This window comes from Vibrio tubiashii ATCC 19109 (assembly GCF_000772105.1).
Taxonomy (GTDB): Bacteria; Pseudomonadota; Gammaproteobacteria; order Enterobacterales; family Vibrionaceae; genus Vibrio; species Vibrio tubiashii.
Genome location: NZ_CP009355.1, coordinates 1,395,400 through 1,412,754, shown reverse-complemented (window position 1 = coordinate 1,412,754; position 17,355 = coordinate 1,395,400). Strand labels below are relative to the sequence as shown.

General features: G+C 45.0%; 19 protein-coding genes. 7 read left to right on the top strand and 12 right to left on the bottom strand.

Annotated elements, in window-relative coordinates:
• The first annotated feature begins 17 nt into the window (after positions 1–17).
• From IX91_RS21545 to IX91_RS21530, 4 genes are all read left to right on the top strand, one after another.
• Positions 18–716 (top strand): hypothetical protein, encoded by a 699-nt coding sequence (locus IX91_RS21545; protein ID WP_004744555.1) that lies wholly within the window; start codon positions 18–20, stop codon positions 714–716.
• A 70-nt stretch (positions 717–786) separates the two neighbouring features.
• Positions 787–2,274: a sodium/proline symporter PutP gene (gene putP / locus IX91_RS21540; RefSeq protein ID WP_004744556.1), complete on the top strand. Its 1,488-nt coding sequence runs from the start codon at positions 787–789 to the stop codon at positions 2,272–2,274.
• 179 nt (positions 2,275–2,453) lie between these two features.
• Positions 2,454–2,687: a hypothetical protein gene (locus tag IX91_RS21535; RefSeq protein ID WP_004749665.1), complete on the top strand. Its 234-nt coding sequence runs from the start codon at positions 2,454–2,456 to the stop codon at positions 2,685–2,687.
• A 99-nt stretch (positions 2,688–2,786) separates the two neighbouring features.
• Positions 2,787–3,263, top strand: coding sequence for an Lrp/AsnC family transcriptional regulator (locus tag IX91_RS21530; RefSeq protein WP_004744557.1), 477 nt, complete (start codon positions 2,787–2,789; stop codon positions 3,261–3,263).
• Positions 3,264–3,304: 41 nt separating this feature from the next.
• On the opposite strand, the gene IX91_RS21525 is transcribed toward IX91_RS21530, so the two are convergent.
• The 4 genes from IX91_RS21525 to IX91_RS21510 form a co-directional block, all read right to left on the bottom strand.
• Positions 3,305–4,009, bottom strand: coding sequence for a DUF445 domain-containing protein (locus IX91_RS21525; RefSeq protein ID WP_004744558.1), 705 nt, complete (start codon positions 4,007–4,009; stop codon positions 3,305–3,307).
• Between the two features lie 102 nt (positions 4,010–4,111).
• Positions 4,112–4,540, bottom strand: coding sequence for an acyl-CoA thioesterase (locus IX91_RS21520; RefSeq protein ID WP_004744559.1), 429 nt, complete (start codon positions 4,538–4,540; stop codon positions 4,112–4,114).
• 184 nt (positions 4,541–4,724) lie between these two features.
• Positions 4,725–5,060 carry a hypothetical protein gene (locus IX91_RS21515; RefSeq protein ID WP_004744560.1) on the bottom strand — a complete coding sequence of 112 codons (336 nt, stop codon included), beginning with the start codon at positions 5,058–5,060 and terminating at the stop codon, positions 4,725–4,727.
• A 123-nt stretch (positions 5,061–5,183) separates the two neighbouring features.
• Positions 5,184–6,617: a methyl-accepting chemotaxis protein gene (locus IX91_RS21510; RefSeq protein WP_004744561.1), complete on the bottom strand. Its 1,434-nt coding sequence runs from the start codon at positions 6,615–6,617 to the stop codon at positions 5,184–5,186.
• Positions 6,618–6,901: 284 nt separating this feature from the next.
• Here IX91_RS21510 and IX91_RS21505 point away from each other — a divergent pair, with 284 nt between their 5' ends.
• Positions 6,902–7,363, top strand: a complete 462-nt coding sequence (locus IX91_RS21505) for a GNAT family N-acetyltransferase (RefSeq protein WP_004744562.1) — start codon at positions 6,902–6,904, stop codon at positions 7,361–7,363.
• Positions 7,364–7,375: 12 nt separating this feature from the next.
• On the opposite strand, the gene IX91_RS21500 is transcribed toward IX91_RS21505, so the two are convergent.
• Complete coding sequence (locus IX91_RS21500; RefSeq protein WP_004744563.1) at positions 7,376–8,272, bottom strand: DMT family transporter; 897 nt, start codon at positions 8,270–8,272, stop codon at positions 7,376–7,378.
• A gap of 207 nt (positions 8,273–8,479) precedes the next feature.
• Between IX91_RS21500 and IX91_RS21495 the strand changes: the two genes are divergently transcribed.
• Both IX91_RS21495 and IX91_RS21490 read left to right on the top strand, forming a co-directional pair.
• Positions 8,480–8,836, top strand: a complete 357-nt coding sequence (locus IX91_RS21495) for a hypothetical protein (RefSeq protein WP_004744564.1) — start codon at positions 8,480–8,482, stop codon at positions 8,834–8,836.
• Between the two features lie 8 nt (positions 8,837–8,844).
• Positions 8,845–9,192, top strand: a complete 348-nt coding sequence (locus IX91_RS21490) for a GlpM family protein (RefSeq protein WP_004744565.1) — start codon at positions 8,845–8,847, stop codon at positions 9,190–9,192.
• Positions 9,193–9,231: 39 nt separating this feature from the next.
• Here IX91_RS21490 and IX91_RS21485 read toward each other — a convergent pair whose 3' ends face one another.
• The 7 genes from IX91_RS21485 to IX91_RS21455 form a co-directional block, all read right to left on the bottom strand.
• A complete protein-coding gene (locus IX91_RS21485; protein WP_004744566.1) occupies positions 9,232–10,071 on the bottom strand; it encodes an energy-coupling factor transporter transmembrane component T family protein in 840 nt (279 codons plus the stop codon).
• Positions 10,068–11,753, bottom strand: a complete 1,686-nt coding sequence (locus IX91_RS21480; RefSeq protein WP_004744567.1) for an ABC transporter ATP-binding protein — start codon at positions 11,751–11,753, stop codon at positions 10,068–10,070. Before IX91_RS21480 ends, IX91_RS21485 begins: the two co-directional genes overlap by 4 nt.
• Positions 11,754–11,759: 6 nt before the next feature.
• Positions 11,760–12,308, bottom strand: a complete 549-nt coding sequence (locus IX91_RS21475) for an ECF-type riboflavin transporter substrate-binding protein (RefSeq protein WP_004744568.1) — start codon at positions 12,306–12,308, stop codon at positions 11,760–11,762.
• Between the two features lie 248 nt (positions 12,309–12,556).
• The gene (locus tag IX91_RS21470; protein WP_004744569.1) at positions 12,557–13,687 is read right to left on the bottom strand and encodes an HlyD family secretion protein; all 1,131 of its coding nucleotides are present in this window, start codon (positions 13,685–13,687) and stop codon (positions 12,557–12,559) included.
• On the bottom strand, positions 13,687–14,076 hold the full coding sequence (locus IX91_RS21465; protein ID WP_004744570.1) for a DUF3302 domain-containing protein: 390 nt from the start codon (positions 14,074–14,076) through the stop codon (positions 13,687–13,689). Before IX91_RS21465 ends, IX91_RS21470 begins: the two co-directional genes overlap by 1 nt.
• Positions 14,077–14,274: 198 nt before the next feature.
• On the bottom strand, positions 14,275–15,855 hold the full coding sequence (locus tag IX91_RS21460; RefSeq protein ID WP_004744571.1) for a GGDEF domain-containing protein: 1,581 nt from the start codon (positions 15,853–15,855) through the stop codon (positions 14,275–14,277).
• On the bottom strand, positions 15,836–17,323 hold the full coding sequence (locus IX91_RS21455) for a tetratricopeptide repeat protein (protein WP_004744572.1): 1,488 nt from the start codon (positions 17,321–17,323) through the stop codon (positions 15,836–15,838). The genes IX91_RS21460 and IX91_RS21455 overlap by 20 nt, the downstream gene beginning before the upstream one ends.
• Positions 17,324–17,355: the final 32 nt, after the last annotated feature.

The window sequence follows — 17,355 nt, the reverse complement described above, 5'->3', positions numbered from 1 at the left end:
GAGCAAGGAGAATAATCATGGTTCATCAAGTAACTCGTTTTTCTGACGCTTTCTCTGCATGGGAAAACTGGAACTTAACTAATTTTGATTCTAAGAGTGAGTGTTTGCTCGCTTTTAAACAGGCTTTACAACAAGTTCAGCCTGAGTTGGCTTCTGTTGTTTCTTACCATATTGAACAGGCTTCAGCACTGCTTGCTGAGACGCATCAATTGGTTGGTCCAACAGGTGAAACCAACGAATTGTACACCGCAGGTCGTGGTGTAGCTCTTGTGATTCAGGACGATACACGAGAGCAGGCAAAGCTAGCGGTAGTCGCGCAAATCAGCGCAGCACTTATCGCGGGTAACAGCATCATCTTATGCAGTGATGATGCTGAGCTATGTCAATCATTAGAAGCTGCTTACCTGCAGTCTTCGTTGCCGACTAACCTAGTACAGTTTGCTGCGCTTGATGCTTATCATCAACTGTTGGAATCGGATGTACGCAGTATTGGTTATGTTGGTAACACTGAGGTTGAAAGGACAATCAACCGACAACTCGCCAAACGTTCAGGTGCGATTGTAAGCCTGACGTCTGAAACGGATTTTGTGAGCCTATCGGTGGCACACGATCCCCATCTAGCGCTTCGTTTTATTACTGAGCGCACTAGAACAATAAATATAACAGCAGTGGGTGGTAACGCGACCTTGCTCGAACTAGGAAGCGAAACCCACTAATCTTCATTGATTTGCCCCCGTTTAGCGGGGGCATTCAGGGAAGGCGATCTTTTAAAAGAGGACAAATCACATGGAAAATAGCTTTGCTATTACAACCACGTTTATTGCGTATCTGATACTAATGCTGGCCATTGGTGTTATCGCTTACCAGCGAACGAAAAGCTCAAGCGATTACTTCTTGGGTGGCCGCTCACTAGGCCCTTGGCCTGCGGCATTGTCAGCAGGTGCTTCTGATATGAGTGGTTGGCTTCTACTTGGTCTGCCAGGCTATGCTTATGCAGCGGGTATCGAAGCGTTCTGGCTAGCAGGTGGTCTACTTGTAGGTACTTGGTTGAACTGGCTAATTAACGCAAAACGTCTACGTACGTACAGTATTACGACCGATGCGCTAACACTACCAGAATTCCTATCTCGTCGTTTCAACGATAATTCAAAACTGATTCAGGTAATTTCTGCTTTCTTCATTCTTTTATTCTTCCTTTTCTACACGAGCTCAGGCTTGGTAGCTGGCGGTAAATTGTTTGAGACAGTATTTGGTTTAGATTACACAACGGCAGTTATCATCGGTACAGTGTGTGTTGTTTCTTACACGCTATTTGGTGGTTTCCTTGCGGTATCTTGGACTGACTTGGTTCAAGGTCTACTGATGGCAGCGGCGCTATTAATTGTACCGATTGCAGCGATGGAAGGTGGTTTTGGTCAACTAGGTAATGACTTAGCTGCGATCAACCCTGAACTGCTGACACTGTGGGATGATTCAAAAGGTGAGCCACTTTCAGCAATTGCGATTATCTCGCTTGTTGCTTGGGGTTTAGGTTACTTTGGTCAGCCTCATATCCTTGCGCGTTTCAAAGCATCTCGCTCAAATAAAGATCTAACAACTGCACGCCGAATTGCAGTAATTTGGACCGCGCTATCTATGGTCGGTGCAATGCTCGTTGGTCTAGTTGGTCTTGTGTATGTCACTAACTCTGGTGTGAGCGTTGATGACGGCGAGAAAATCTTCATGTTGCTGGTTAACTCGCTATTCCACCCAGTGATTGCCGGTATCTTACTTGCTGCGATTCTGGCGGCTGTAATGAGTACCGCAGATTCACAACTACTGGTTTCGTCGTCTGCTCTAGCGGAAGACTTCTACAAGCAAGTATTTAAGAAAGATGCGAGCTCTGAAGAGATCGTCATGGTTGGCCGTGTTGCCGTTATCGGTATCTCGGTTGTAGCACTTGTTCTTGCTATGACACCTGACAGCTCTGTACTTGGTCTGGTTTCTTACGCGTGGGCTGGTTTTGGTGCTGCGTTTGGTCCTGCTCTTGTACTTAGCTTGTACTGGGAACGCATGAACCGCAATGGTGCTCTAGCAGGTATTCTTGTTGGTGGTATTACCATCGTAGTATGGAAACAGCTATCAGGTGGTTGGTTCGATGTGTACGAAATCGTACCGGGAATCATCTTCTCTGCTATCGCGATTATCGCTATTAGCCTAATGACAGGTGAGCCAGAAGAGTCGGTGAAAGCACAGCACGCTAAGTTTAAGAAGCAGCTGACTGAACTTGACTAGTTCGCGAATGTTTTAGTAAAAAGCCCCGAAGTTCGGGGCTTTTTTCGTATAGAAGCAGTTAATCTGGCTATTTATTGAACTTACCTCACGTTTTCTAAACTAATGTTTGAATTAAATGAACTCTCGCTTCCACAATGTGTCGATTATCAATAGCGCGAACTTTTTAAGGAGAGAAGAAAATGCCACATATGCACTGCCACTGCTGCGGAAAAAGCACAGCACATAAGATCGTGATGAAACGTTGCGAAGTTCAACATGATTCGGTAGTAAAAAGTATGGCGTGTTTCTTCTCGACTCTGTTCCAAGGTGCGCACTATGTCAAAATGGAAAAACAGGCTTTTTGCCGAGTTTGTAACAGCCAGTCTGAAGTGATTACCTCGCAAGAAACTTTTTCAGATGTGAAAATCGCATAACTTCACAAAAACTTTATCCCAACTTCACCTAGGTATCAGTGCCGTAACGCTTTTGGCTTAAAATAGCTGTACGTTGTTGTCACTTACTATGAGCGATAAATGGATTTAGATCGAATCGACCGAGAAATTCTTCGCGCCTTGAACCTCAAAGGTCGGCTACCTATTGTTGAACTTGCTAAGCAAGTAAACCTCACTACTTCTCCCTGCTCCGACCGTGTAAAACGTTTAGAAAAAGAAGGTTATATCACCGGCTATCACGCCGAATTAAACCCTGAAAAACTGGGTTTGGACGTTCAGGTTTTTATTCATATCAGACTGGATCAAACGAGCTTCTCTATATTTGAAAAATTCGCTCAAGCTGTTGCCGATATGCCTGAGATTGAGGAGTGTTACTCTCTATCTGGGGACTTTGACACCATGATTAAGGTGAGAGTTAAAGATATGAAGGCTTATCAAAACTTTATGTCGACGAAACTTGGCACTTTACCTGGTGTGATCCAAACCCGAAGTGAAGTGGTGATTGAAGAGCATAAGACCAGCTTTGGGGTTAATGCTGACCTGATTTCCAAACTATAAAAAAGGGAAGCGACGCTTCCCTTATTGAATCTAACTGTGTTTTACGCGACAAATGATGACGCCACACCAATCAGTCCACCAAAGACACCGCCCCAGACAACCAGCCAGCCTAAGTGCTCTTTAATCATCTTTTGCACCATTTCTTTGACGAGTTTAGGCGTTAACTCGCTTAGGCGTTGATCGATAATGTTTTCCACGTTGGTTCGTATTTCATCCATCATTGCAGGCGCTTCAAACTGCTCTTTTAAAGCCTCTTTGATGGTGTCACTTTGGCTCATATCAACAATAGCTTCTTTCATCTTATCGACAAACGGCTGCTTCATTGGCTGAAGGGCTTCTGTACCGCCAAACATCGCCAACATACCGCCGAACTGAGAGTTCGCAATGACGTCAACTAGTGAGTCGAATGTCGGGTTAAAGTCGATCTTCTCGATCACTGGCTCAAGGTTAAGTGACTTACCTCCAGCCATTTCTTTGCTCAAAAACTTATCGATGTTTTCTTGAGTGAAAAACTGTTCCATCATCAGGTTCTTAATCGCCGCTTTAAACTCTTCGAAACGAGCTGGAATCACACCGGAGCCATACAAGCCGGGCACTTTCTCGAACAACATATGAATGGCTAACCAGTTGGTGATAGCGCCTGAGAAAGCGAATAAACCGGCATAAAAAGCGACTTGATTATCCGCCTGATGGCCTCCGGCTAGGAGTGCGAGCGCGATGATGTTGGTAAGTAAACTTTTGTTCATGGAGAAAATTGGGTGATTAACTGACAATGGAGCGCAGTATATAACAACTCGATCCTTGAGTGACACTGATTTGCCAAGATAAACGACCCCCAGAATTCAGTGTTATTTCTCTTCCGTGGCAACAATCGCTTGCTTGATGTGCTCTGGAATCGTCGCTTTGGTTTGGTTCTTAAAATCAAACATAACGCAAGTGGCGGTTCCAACGGTGGTTACTTTGCCGACCTTTTTGCTGACGACAAGGTATTCCATCGTAAAGCGGTCATCCTTTAGCTCTGATACTCTAGAGCCAATCAGTAAGGTATCAGGGTAAGTCACAGGTATTTTATAGCGACAATCGGTGTGCCCTAGTACAGGGCCAATATGATGCGTTTTGAGATCGACCAGCAGTTCGATTTTTTTGAAATAGTCCAGACGTGCTGTTTCGAAGTAGCGAAAATAAACCGCGTTATTGACGTGTTGAAGGGCATCCATTTCACCCCATGCAACAGGTACTTCAGTGACGATAGGGTAGTCGGCGAGTAGCTCTTCCATGTTCATTCTCCATTGATGTCGAGCAAATAGTCTAAATCGAACAGAGGATAAAGTGTTATTGATGTTATCAAATTGTGATCAGAAAAGATTTCACATCAAATATACTTGACTCATTTAAGTCAAATGATGCAAATCTCCAGTTCTCCAGTTCTCCAGTTCTCCAGTTCTCCAGTTCTCCAGTTCTCTAGTTCTCATACGGCACATCATCAAGTCGCCACATTTTTAGGGTATGACTGACATCGAGGCACTTTCCTAGCAAAATCTGGTATTTAGGGTCGTACGGCTCTCCGATGTAGGTTGTCCGTATGAGTTCGCCTGTTTTCATATCCACCTGAGTGACGGTTCTACCTTTGAAGTTTTGCAACAAGATAAATTGTTCGCTTTCGTAGACGAGTTGCTCTTTATAGAACCAAAACGAGTCTTCGGTATGCAGTAGCTTACATTTTAGAGGAAGTGATGAAGAGTGTTGCGCTGAGCTTGGGTTGGTCAACAGCAGCACATACAGTAATAAAGTGCTCATTTCGCCGTCCTTATCCCACCAAAAAGTTAAGTTAAGTATAGGTAAGGGAGTCGAAGTTAGCTGAGAGTTTTATTGAGGCAAAAATAAAGGGCATTGAAGCCCTTTATTTAGGTAAAGCACCAGTTATTGAGTTCGATAGCTTTTCAATATGTCTGCAAGCGAAACCGAAGCCTGCGTTAGGTTAGCGACACCAGCAGAGGATTGCTCAGCCACATTGCGGATGGTATTGGATTGTGTGCGAATATCACTCAGCTCTGTCGCAATATCGTTTGCTACAGCGCTTTGTTCTTCCGCCGAGGTTGAGATCTGAATGCTCATATCCATCAGAGAGCGCGCCGATTCAGAAATAGACTGTACGTCATTGCCGATATCCGCGACTAAGTCACTGCTCGTTTGCGCTTGGCTAACAGTCTGTTCCGTAATAGACGCAATACTGTGAGTCTCAGATTGCAGCTTTTCAATCATGGATTGAATTTCAACCGTAGCAGATTGGGTACGGCTTGCTAAGGTGCGAACTTCGTCGGCTACAACCGCAAACCCGCGACCTTGTTCACCCGCACGTGCTGCTTCAATTGCTGCATTAAGTGCTAGAAGGTTGGTCTGCTCAGAAATCGCGTTAATGGTGGTAATTACTTCATTAATCTGTGTGGTATTTTCCGTCAGGCTTGCCACTGACTCAGAAGCTTTACCAATGTAATCGGAGAGTCGAGAGATTTCGCTGATCGCTGACTGAACACGAGTGTGACTCTGTTCGATATGCTGGGCATCATTCTCTGTTTGCGAAGTGGCTTGCTGAGAAATGTTAGACACCTCTTTAGCGGAAGCCGTCATCTCTTCCATCGCCGTGGCAACAGAATCTAATGACGCGTATTGCTGGCTAATTTGGGTTTCACTTAGTTTCATCTCTTGTTCAAAAGAGGATGAAGTCTCACTTAAGGTCGTCGCATTCTCTTTCACAGTAACAACCAGTTCGGTCAGAGTATCCATCGCTTTATCCAGCGCGCAGCCTATCGTACCGAATTCGTCTCGCCCAGGATGGAAACCTAAGCGTGAGGTTAAATCCCCTTCACCAATACGTTGCGTTGTCGTGTATAGCACCCAAAGCGCACCACCGAGGAAAGTGGCCACCCAATAACAGAAAATGGCAAACGGAATCACCCAAAGGAAGCTTAATGCAAAACTGGTTAGTGCTTGTGACTTCGCTGCTTGTACTAGGCTCTTGTTGTTGAGCACAAGTTGATAGGCTTGACCGCTTGGAGCCTGCGCGGTCACTGTTGCGATACCATCATTGTATTGAGGTTTGTTTACCGAACTCGTCGCTGAGACGTTTGGCAGTTGCAAAATACTCTCTGGAGAGCCAACGCTTAATATCCCTTTAAGTTGGTGCTCTGCCGCCTGAATTGTTTGCTGCTCTAATGCATTTGTCTCTTGGTAATATCTGCCACCCGCAATCGCTGCTACTGCAATTAGGAACAAGGCAAATATTACCCACATCTTGTCATTGATGGACATCTTGATAAACAAGCGGTCTATCGTTCGAAATTCAACTTCTTTCATATCAGGATTCCTACACCGTCAATACCAAATGGCTTATCTGTCATTTTGTAAAAATATGTTTATAAATTTATCGGTCTGAGGTGAAGAATTATGAGTTGCTTGTCGCACTAATTTGTAATCATAATTTGTGTTTATTCTATTTATGTGACAATGATCGATATTCACTGGGTGATTATCCCAGTCAAACAATGGACTCACTGATGAGTGAGTCGAGTTTCGAGAGTGTTTTTATGTCGGCTTGATTCTTGCTGTAGCGATTAGCAACGATGATGAGTGGAGTAATCATGGAAATAAAAACCGGTCAGTTAGACCACCCAGCAATTCTTGAGTTGCTAGAAGAGCACCTTGCCGATATGAATGCGACATCTCCTCCTGAAAGTGTGCATGCGTTGGATGTGAGCTCGCTACAAGATGAGAGCGTAACATTTTGGAGTGGATGGAAAGCCGATAAACTTATGGGCTGCGCCGCGATTAAACGTTTGGACGCTAATCATGCTGAAATCAAGTCCATGCGGACTTCGAGTGCGGCGAGAAATCAGGGTGTCGCCTCATTTTTGCTACAGCATGCATTGGACTTTGCACGGCAAGAGGGCTTTACTAGAGTCAGTCTGGAAACGGGCTCAATGGGATTTTTTGCTCCCGCAAGAGCACTCTATGCGAAGCACGGTTTTCACTATTGCAAGCCATTTGGTGACTACACGCTAGATCCAAACAGTCAATTTATGACTTTAGAACTATATAGTTAGGAGCAAGAGCCCCTAACTCTGTTCAACCGCTTTCGGACGTTGAAACATCTGTCGAGGTGAGAACCCTGTCACCATCATGGTGCCACTTAGCACCAAAGTGGTGCCAACGATAGTGTTCCAGCCTATCGGTTCATCTAAGATCAGTGTTCCCCACAAAATACCAAATACAGGGATTAAGAAGGTGACAGACAGAGCAGAGGCGGCACCTTCGTCGGCAACTAGCCTGAAATAGAGTAAATAAGCTGCACCGGTACAAACCACGCCAAGAGTAAAGACAGCTAGCATCTCATCTTGGCTTGGGTCACTCCGCATTGGGAGTAAAGGTAGCAACGGTAGAATGATCAAAACCGCAGCCCACATATTGCCATGCGCGTTATCAAATGCCGCAATTTTGGGCGCAGTTTTAGTGTAGTTTGTCGCTATACCATAGCTAAATGTTGCCATGATACTGGCGAGAATTGGGTAGACTGAATCTAGGCCGATATTGATTGCATCCACTCCGACTAAAGTAACGACACCTACAACCCCAATTAGCATTCCAAGACTTGTTTTAGGCGTCACGACTGTTTTATGCCAAAAGATACCGATGACGGCTCCCCATATTACAGCAGTTGAGTTCAACACTGACAACGTCGAGGCGTTGAGCGTCTGCGCCGCATAGGCAAATAGCAAGAAGGGTAGCGCGGTGTTAAACAGGCCAATGATCATAAAATGTTTGAAATGAGTGCGAAACGCTAATTTACGTCTCAAATACAACGAGACTAGCAGCAAACTGATTGCAGCGAATCCTACCCTTAATTCAATCAAGAAAGCAGGACCGAAGGTATTGGCGGCGATGCGCATAAATAGAAACGAGCCACCCCATATAGCGGCTAGGCAGATTAAGCGAAGAAAGCTTGCTGTACTCATTATTATTCCCTTCTTATTTGTTACGCCAATGTGAAGCAAACTGATTCAATAGGCAATAGTAGAAAGGATTAGATTTCCGGAAATGGCTAGGATCTTATGTTGCGATGTTTTTTCATCTGATGAGAAAGCGTCCAATCTAGGGCATCGTCATCGTAATGCAGTACTACTAATCTAGAACTTATTTACCTAGCATAAGCACATCACGTTATGAACTTGATCGTTAATGTCCACAAAGGTATTCGAAAGCACGGGTTTGAAATGGCCACGCGACAAGCATGGAAGTGTGGGATGAAAGCCAATTTAGTGAAGCGTGTTATTGGTGTCGCTCGCGGGCAGATTGTCTGCGTGATTGAAGGTGTTCGTCCTGAGCTTTCTACCGAAATTAACAACGCGCTACACAGTGATGAGAAGCAAGGTCGATATGTCTTCGTTGGTGGCGTTGTTTGGCAACCCAATGACCTGCTTGCCCCTGGCTTTCCTGACTTTATGTTTATGCACCTAAGAAACTTAGGCACTAAACATAAATACATGACGGACGATGAATTGTTTCTGAATCTGGCCTAGGGGTGGACATGATAACGCTATTTCTAAAGTGTTTGCTCGGCGCCGCTGCGGTGATGATGATCGCATTGCTGTCTAAGTCGAAGAGTTTCTATATTGCGGGATTAGTACCGCTATTTCCTACCTTTGCATTGATTGCACACTATATGGTGGGAAGTGAGCGAAGCATGGAGGACTTGCGTGTTACTGTTCTGTTTGGGCTCTATTCGCTACTGCCGTACGCTAGTTATTTACTCGCGGTTTATTATTTCAGCTATACTTTTTCACTCGTGCAAACCTTATCGATGGCGACAGCGGTGTGGCTGACCTCTTCGATGGTATTGCTGCTTATTTGGACCAAAGCATTAGCTCTGAGTTAAACAAAAGCCTAGAGCGGACCCTAGGCTTTGTTACTGTTCTTAGAATGGATACCAAAAAAGCTCTGTTTCCAAATAGCGTTTCACGATTGCGAGTAAGACGATCAACACCACTGCGACTAGACATAGCTTGTCTGAGCTTTGCAGGGGTCTAGCGCTATACCAGCTACGCGCTTTATGTTGACCAAACCCTCGTAACGTCATTGCATTCGAAATCTGGTCGGCGCGATCAAGGCTTGAAAAAATCAACGGTCCGAGGATTTTTGCGACATTCTGCATACGTTGGAAAAGAGGCGTGCTTTTAGAGATATCGAGTCCGCGAGCCTGCTGAGCATGCATGATGTTGACGAAATCATTTTTCACTTCTGGTAAGTATCGCAGGGTCAAACTCACCGCATAAGCAATCTTATATGGCACACCAATTCTGTTTAAGCTGGCAGCAAACTCGGTTGGATGGGTAGTAAAAACAAACACCAAAGCAATCGGGAACATACTGAAGTACTTGAGTGTTACTGTGACTAAATAAAACAACGTCTCTTGGGTAAGCGAGTAATCACCGGGTAGGGCGAGCAGAACGTTATGGCTGCCGATGAACTCTGATCCTTGTTGCGGGGCAAGCAAAAACATAAACAGGGCGTTAAGGAGTAGAACACTCGCCGTTCCGATCAATAAAGGTTTATATACCTTAAAAGGCACTTGAGTGAGTTTAAGCAGATAAAGACCAGCTAAAATCAACACACTGATCATGCGTAGATCAAAGGTAGTAAGAACAACCGTAACCCAAGCCATGAATAAAGCAAACTTGGTAATTCCGTTTAATGCGTGCAGCGGAGACTTGGTATCGACATAGCTAATGCCAAACTTCATTTTAGAGGCATTCATGCGACATTCTTCTCTTGTTGGATAAAGTACTGCATAAAGGCGTTTTTGTTTTCCACCTCTAAACTTTCGGCCAAATCGTAAAGGCTGGTGGTAGTCAGGTTAGCCTTATCCAATAGCTCTGGTTGGGTAAACACATCGGTCATTGGAGCATCCGCCACGAGCTTGCTGTCTGAAATGACAATCGAACGGTGGGTATACTCCAGTACTAAATGCATATCATGAGAAATGATGATGACAGTAATACCCAATTTTTGGTTGAGCTTGCCGATGAAATCCAACATCGAGGTGTAGTTTCGGTAATCTTGACCCGCCGTTGGCTCATCCAGTATCAGTAATTGTGGTTCTAACGCGAGAATTGAAGCAATCGTAACTCGCTTTTTCTGTCCGTAGCTGAGAGCCTCGATTGGCCAGTTTCTGTACTTACTGAGACCACATAACTCTAGAGTATCAAGAACTTTCTTTTCGATTTCTTGCTCTGTTAAGCCTTGGTTACGCAGGCCAAATGCCACTTCGTCAAAAATCATATGATGAGAGATCATATGATTCGGGTTTTGCATCACGACACCCATCTTCTGACTGCGTTCGAAAATGGATAAAGTGGCAATGTCTTGGCCTTGAAAAGAGATAGAGCCTGAGTCTGGACTCAGTACGCCCATGATGAGTTTAGTAATGGTTGACTTACCTGAGCCATTCTTACCTAAAATAGAAACGAACTCACCTTGCTTGATGTCAAATGAGACATCTTCAAGCGCATTTTTTTCACCGTCGTAAGAATAGGTTAATCCCTGAATGGACAACAGAGTGTCGCTGCTCAAACTTGTGTTGATAGGGTGAGCTTGCCACTGAGCAAATAAGGGTTTGTACGATTCGACGGGCATCGTGCTCAGGGAGGCACAATGGTTTGCATCTACTGGGCATTGAGCTGCTTTCAGCGCAGATAAATACAAAGGCTCTCGAATGCCATGACTGTTTAATAGAGAAGACGAGAGGATTTCGTTTGGTGACATATCGGCGACGATTTCGCCTTGCTCCATCAAGATCACTCGGTCAACATGACGATGCAACACATCTTCAAGGCGATGCTCGATGATGATGATGGTTTTGCCGGTCTCTTGATGCAGTTGATCAATGATCTCGATTGTCTTGCACCCCGTTTTAGGGTCAAGAGCTGCGAGAGGCTCATCAAACAGTAAGGTATCCACATCGTCAACTAGAATGCCCGCTAAAGATACCCGTTGTTTTTGACCACCAGACAAATCATGAGGTGAGCGGTCAAGCATATGTTCTAGCTCAACCATTTTGGCAGTGGATTGGACCAGCGGGTACATCTCAAGGTTGGAAGCAAGCTGGTTTTCCAGGGCAAAGGCTATGTCTTCGCCCACACTGAGCCCAACAAACTGGCTGTCAGTATCTTGCAATACGGTGCCAATTTGCTCGGTGTAATGGTGTAGGTCTAGCTCTGAGATACTTTGACTGTTTAGAGTTAAGCTCCCGGAAATTTCGCCTTTGATAGCGTGAGGAATCAGTCCGTTTAAGCATTGACCAAGGGTAGATTTACCACTACCACTTGGCCCGATAATGACGATTTTCTCTCCTTTCTCTATCCTTAGATTGATATGTTTTAATGTCGGTTTATCCAGTGACTCATATCTAAAAGAGAAGTCAGAAAATTCAATTGTCATTGATGATTAAGCCTCAGTCAGATTGCGGCTTTGCTTATTGCGTTTCGCAACAGATTTAAGAATAAAGTAACCCACTACGGCAATGAGTACGGTGTTGCCTGCGGCGATGATTGAAAGCTGAGTGAACACTTTGGTGAAGGGTTCAGCGTAAAGAATTGTATCGAGGAAGGCCGAGCATCCATAGCCGATGATATTGCCAAACAATGCGAGGACGACAAAAAGCGAAAAGTCTTTTAAATTAAAGTGACCTTCAGCTAGGCGATTTTGGGTTAACGTTGGGAAGAAACCTAGCACAAGACCGACGATACCTGAGCCTAGTACCCATGTTAGCCAAACGCCCCATCCTGCGAAAAGGTCGGTGACCCAGTGACCAATAAACCCAACTAAAAAGCCAACAACAGGCCCAAAAAGGACAGAAAAAAGTGCTAGGACTGCCATGGCTGGTTTAAGTGTGGTGTTAGCAAAAACTGGGATGCCGAACATTGGTAAACCACCAATGCCATATAACGCAGCACCAATTGCAATAACAACAACGGTTTTAGCCGTAAGATTCATAGATAACCCTTCGTCGAAATCTTTAAAGAACTTAGTTCACAAGCGGTTATTTTGATTAAGTTTTATACGCTTGTAACGGTGAGGCGCCGATTATACCCCCTAAGCGATGGCTTGGAAAGATAACGGGCTAGACGTCTGGGTACCTTGTGTACAAATGGAAAAGTGCAATTAAAGAGGTGGACAGACATCACCCAATTGGAGAGCAAACCCCGTTTCGGGTGATGTCATTTTGCTTAGGTCAACAGGCTCTAGTGGTCGAGATAGAGATAGTTCTGCCAGCTTTTCATACGAATCAGTACTTTGCGCATAATCGAAACATGAGTGAACTGATCAGAATAAACGGCCACTTCTACTGCGGTACCTAAAGGGAGGTGATACGGAGAAAGGTCGTCAGTGATTCTGAGTTTCGCGAACACTCTGCCACTTGTTCTTAGCGCTTCGGTGCCTAACAGAGTGCCTCTAGCTTGAAACTGGCTTTCACCAATTGCAGGCAGAATCTCTACTACTTCGCCTTTAAACACCTTACCCGGTAGTGCTCTAAACAAAAATTCCGCTTCAAAGCCCGGCTGTAAACGTTGTAGAGAATTTTGCCTAAATGCAGCGGTATAGAAAATCTCTTCGGTATGAACAAAGGTCATAACGGGAGCGAGTGGAAGCGGAACTGCCATCACACCGGGTCTTAAAGCCAGTTGGGTAGCAAAGCCATCTGTTGGCGCTCTCACTATGGTTTGCTCTAAATTGAATTCCGCTTGGCGCAGCTCTTCGATTAGACGGGCTACGGTTGTGTTTTCGCCGCCTATTTCTGAATCGAGTGCCAATTGGGCTTGTTCGACTTTAGCGTTCGCGACATTAACCGAAGATTCAGCGGCTTTATAGGCTTGACGTCGAGTGTCGAGTTGCTGCTCAGTAAACGCCCCTTTATCGAACCCACGCTGATAGCGGTCAAACTCTCGCTTCGCTTTGTCTCGCTCTGCTATGGCCTTGTTCTTGGTCGCAATGGCTTCTTGAAGGGAAGAGTCGAGTCCCAGAGCTCCTTGGCTAGCCTCTTTGATCTGCGCTTTTTTCTTGGCTACCTCGGCCTCATAAGGTATAGGGTCAATTGTGAATAACACTTCTCCTTGCTTGAGCGGTTTATTCGCTTCGACGGGAACATCGATGACTCGTCCTCGCACACCAGAGACAATTGGAGTGGTGGAATAAACTTGATTGCCAATTTGGGTAAAAGGGTGGTTGTAGTTCATCAATAAAATCAGGGTTCCGATAAGTACTACCCCCCCAAGAACCGCTGTTGGTACGGTCCATTTATTAAGCGGGATATTGAAGACTTTGAAGATGGTAATGCATAGCGCCGCGTAGGTTAGAATGAGTAATAAATCCATTATTGCTCCTCCTCATTGCGATCAAACTGAGGTTGTATCGTTGAAGATGAGTAGCTCTGCTGTTTGAGTTCAGCGACTTCTTTTTGCAACTGACTGACTTGGTCAATGAGCTCATCTACGCGGTGATGAATATCGTGCTGCTCCTCTTCAAGCCGTTTGAATCCCCAACCTCTTTCTTTGCGCCATAAAGTGGCCCATATCCAAAGAAATGGCCAAATGGCATGGAGTGTAAACAAACTCACCCAACCTGCGTAATGAATGGCATCTTGATGTGGATGCTCGCGATCTCGGGCGATCTCATAAGGGATATCGTGAATCACGATAATGCCGTAGAAAATAACCAGCGCAACGAAGATCAAAAGACCTAACGCGAAATAGTCTAGAAACATACTAACATTCCTTGGTCATAGTATTTTGCACAGAATAGAGGTGTGCTGTTTAAAGTATAGAAACAAAATCAAGACATTAGATGAATTTTGTTTGAAGTTGATCGGGCTAATGAGATGGACAAACAGTTAAGCACACGATAGAAAACAAAAACGCCCGTTGTACAAGAGAACGGGCGCTAATCAAGAATTGAATTGTGTCTACTCAGTACAGACTTGGTTACGTCCATTGGCTTTGGCGCGATAAAGTGCTTTATCTGCTCGGTAGAAGGTTCTTTGGGTATTCTCGCCTTCACGGTGAAGCGTAATGCCGATACTGACAGTTAGGCCACGTTCACCCAGAATACTTTGCCAACCGAAATTGAAAATGCGTTCACGATAGTTTTCGGCGTGCATTTCAGCTTGCTCTAAGGTCGCACGCTCTAAAATGACCAAGAATTCCTCGCCACCAAAACGTACACATGAAGCACCACGAAACTTGAAATATGCGGCGAGTTCGTGAGAGACATTCACAATCGCTTTATCGCCGACTAAATGGCTGAGTTCATCGTTAATCGATTTAAAGTGGTCAATGTCTACTACCATCAAAGCAAAAGGTACATCGTGGAGTAACAGGTCTTTGAGCTTAACATCTAGCCAACGACGGTTATGCAGTGAGGTCAATGGATCGGTAAACACATCCTGCTGAAGCTGAGCCACGGTATGTTTTTGGCTCTCAGTAGTTTCTTTCAGCTCTCTATTTTCTTGTTCTGAAAGAATCAGTTTTAATTGCAGCTCAAAGCGCGATAATCGGCGTAATTGGCTAGCCCCTAGCTCTCCGATTGGAATCTTTTTCATCAGATCGCTTTCGATACGATAAGCGCTTTTTTGATACTCTAACGCGCCCCTAAAATCGTCTTTCTGTTCGCATATCTCAGCTAATGAGTTACACAGCTTAAGGTTCAGAATAGGAGAGGCATAGAGTTTGATTCGACGTCTTGCTGATTCTAGCACCCAGTTAGCGATGTGAGGTTTATCCTGCTCACTAAGACAGGCGGCTAGCTCTAGGCGGATCATATTAGAGAGCCAAGTAGAATGGATGTTCCCCACTGAATACTGCACATTGCCAAGTGATTGCATGGCTAAGTCCATCTGCTTGTTCTGCCTGTAGAGCTTTGCTTGGTAGAGCAATATCTGCCCAGATAGTACTTTGTCACTGACTAAAATGCTTAGCTCTTCACATTCTTTAATCAGGTCATTCGCTGCTGTGTTACGCTTGAGTTCGATGTAACAAGAGAGCATGTAGAGCTTGTAGCGTAGGCGGAGTGAACGGCTGCTAATTGCGTGGTCAATACTGTCTATCTTTTGGTAATAGCGTAGAGCTCGATTGTGGTCCCCATACGCATCACAAAGGTTTCCCATTCCAAGTACGGCAAGGACATACGCATCAATATAGCCATTATCGACCGCGATGGTTGAAGAACTGATGTATTCATTTAAAGCGCCATGAAAGTCGCCATTTTCAACCAAACGATCCGCAAGGCCATTGCGTACTTCAAGGATCAGTTCAGCGTCTTCTGGTAGCGTAAGGTGTCCGAGGGCTTCTTTTAGCTCATCAATGCTGGTTTGCAGTTGTTTTAATTCGACGCGAAACTCTGCACTGATAATCAGGCACTGTGCTGTCTCTTGTGGAGAGGTTGCGACATGTTGGCGTACATGATTCCAAAAGATGATCGCCTCTTCACCAGATACCGAAGAGGGGTCTAGACCAGAATCAGAAATTTTATTTAGTAAGGCTTCCATGCTGCTCTTCCTGTCGCTGGCTATCTTCTAATTGTTCTAAGGTAAATGGGAAAGTCAGAATGTCTTGGAAAATCACTTTGGGTAGTGCATCGTCCAGCCCTTTTCTGTGCCATGGGTAGATTTCGATCATCTTGGCTAATACATGAAAAACGTTGACCGCTTCATCTCCCTTGTCAGCGAGTAATATCCCTAATCGCTCGCTACTGAGTCGAGACAACATGTCTTGTTTGTTACATAGAGAGTGGGCGAGTTCTGTACACACATCTAGATAACTGGCGTCTTCATGTTGGATGACAATGACGGCATGATTCGAGCGTTTCAGCTCGGTCTTGAACAATACCAGTTGTTCCCACCAGTACGTCTCAGACACCATTTGGCTAAGCTGCTTTTCAGGGTCAAATTCATGCTGACCACGAATTCGATTGATGAGCTTACGTGCTCTTTGTTCAAGCTGACGTTTTGACGCTCTCGCTTTATCGTTACTGACTCTTGCTGTTTGCTCCCTGAGCATGCTGGTCGAGTGCTTACGATATTTTTGGAAAGCTTCTAACGCAGTTTTGAAGTCACCAGATTCTTCAGCGACGCGAGATTGTTGAAAACAGATTTGTGAAAGTAACTCACCGTTATCAAATGTCACGGCTGACTGCTCTGCTTGTATGAGCAATTCTGCTGCTTTTTGAGGGTTCTTACGCAGTAACTCGACTCTGGCGCGGCTGATAAAAGAGTGGGCTTTCATCCACACAAGATCATGTTGCATCGCCAGCTCATGGGCTTTACGCGTCGCTTCTTCTGCATCTTCAACGCGCTCTAAACCGAGTAAAGCTAGGCCTCTGAAGTCCCAAACTTCTGCCTGCCATGTATTGTCGTGATGATCATTAAGGGCTTCGGCGGCACCATCTAGAACCGAAAGCATTTCAACGTAGTTATTGAGTAGGTAGTGATCCCAAGCTAATAAGATACGCGCTTTACCTTCCAGCCAGTTGATTCTAGCATTATTCGCTACGATGACGGCTAACTCGTGAGTGGTTTTAGCAAGATTATATTCGTGAGTAATTCGCCAGACATTACCAAGACCAATCAAGGACTCGAGTTGAATTTCAACTTCGTCAACCAAAGCGGATTGCTCTAAGGCGTTAATCCAATATTGTTGGGCAGAATAGTATCGCGCTTGTCCCCAATAATGTAGGGCATGAATATGAAGAATTTCAGGGAGTAGATCGTCGGTGTCTAGGGCGTTAAGTTTACCGTGAGCGTCCTTAATGTATTTGAGCCCTTTGCGGTATTCCATCGTACACCATGCACAACGAGACATGATAATAAGACACTGAATCTCCCCCTCGGGGTAGAGGATTTGCGCAGAACGCGCGGCACACTGCTCAGCGATTGCCCAAACTTTTTCGGGCTCCGATTCGACCTTGCTTTTTAGCTGATCTATTTCGACCTCTAGAAGTCGCTGGCTTTTATCCAATGAATCAATCCTTTAAGGCTATTACCGTAGGC

Bases quoted from the DNA above. Each gene is read 5' to 3' on its own strand.
- IX91_RS21515 (WP_004744560.1), bottom strand. From the start codon at position 5,060: ATGAGCACTTTATTACTGTATGTGCTGCTGTTGACCAACCCAAGCTCA.
- IX91_RS21470 (WP_004744569.1), bottom strand. From the start codon at position 13,687: ATGGATTTATTACTCATTCTAACCTACGCGGCGCTATGCATTACCATC.
- IX91_RS21520 (WP_004744559.1), bottom strand. From the start codon at position 4,540: ATGGAAGAGCTACTCGCCGACTACCCTATCGTCACTGAAGTACCTGTT.
- IX91_RS21545 (WP_004744555.1), top strand. From the start codon at position 18: ATGGTTCATCAAGTAACTCGTTTTTCTGACGCTTTCTCTGCATGGGAA.
- IX91_RS21535 (WP_004749665.1), top strand. From the start codon at position 2,454: ATGCCACATATGCACTGCCACTGCTGCGGAAAAAGCACAGCACATAAG.
- IX91_RS21495 (WP_004744564.1), top strand. From the start codon at position 8,480: ATGAACTTGATCGTTAATGTCCACAAAGGTATTCGAAAGCACGGGTTT.
- IX91_RS21465 (WP_004744570.1), bottom strand. From the start codon at position 14,076: ATGTTTCTAGACTATTTCGCGTTAGGTCTTTTGATCTTCGTTGCGCTG.
- IX91_RS21490 (WP_004744565.1), top strand. From the start codon at position 8,845: ATGATAACGCTATTTCTAAAGTGTTTGCTCGGCGCCGCTGCGGTGATG.
- IX91_RS21505 (WP_004744562.1), top strand. From the start codon at position 6,902: ATGGAAATAAAAACCGGTCAGTTAGACCACCCAGCAATTCTTGAGTTG.
- IX91_RS21480 (WP_004744567.1), bottom strand. From the start codon at position 11,753: ATGACAATTGAATTTTCTGACTTCTCTTTTAGATATGAGTCACTGGAT.
- putP (WP_004744556.1), top strand. From the start codon at position 787: ATGGAAAATAGCTTTGCTATTACAACCACGTTTATTGCGTATCTGATA.
- IX91_RS21475 (WP_004744568.1), bottom strand. From the start codon at position 12,308: ATGAATCTTACGGCTAAAACCGTTGTTGTTATTGCAATTGGTGCTGCG.
- IX91_RS21525 (WP_004744558.1), bottom strand. From the start codon at position 4,009: ATGAACAAAAGTTTACTTACCAACATCATCGCGCTCGCACTCCTAGCC.
- IX91_RS21460 (WP_004744571.1), bottom strand. From the start codon at position 15,855: ATGGAAGCCTTACTAAATAAAATTTCTGATTCTGGTCTAGACCCCTCT.
- IX91_RS21510 (WP_004744561.1), bottom strand. From the start codon at position 6,617: ATGAAAGAAGTTGAATTTCGAACGATAGACCGCTTGTTTATCAAGATG.
- IX91_RS21530 (WP_004744557.1), top strand. From the start codon at position 2,787: ATGGATTTAGATCGAATCGACCGAGAAATTCTTCGCGCCTTGAACCTC.
- IX91_RS21500 (WP_004744563.1), bottom strand. From the start codon at position 8,272: ATGAGTACAGCAAGCTTTCTTCGCTTAATCTGCCTAGCCGCTATATGG.
- IX91_RS21485 (WP_004744566.1), bottom strand. From the start codon at position 10,071: ATGAATGCCTCTAAAATGAAGTTTGGCATTAGCTATGTCGATACCAAG.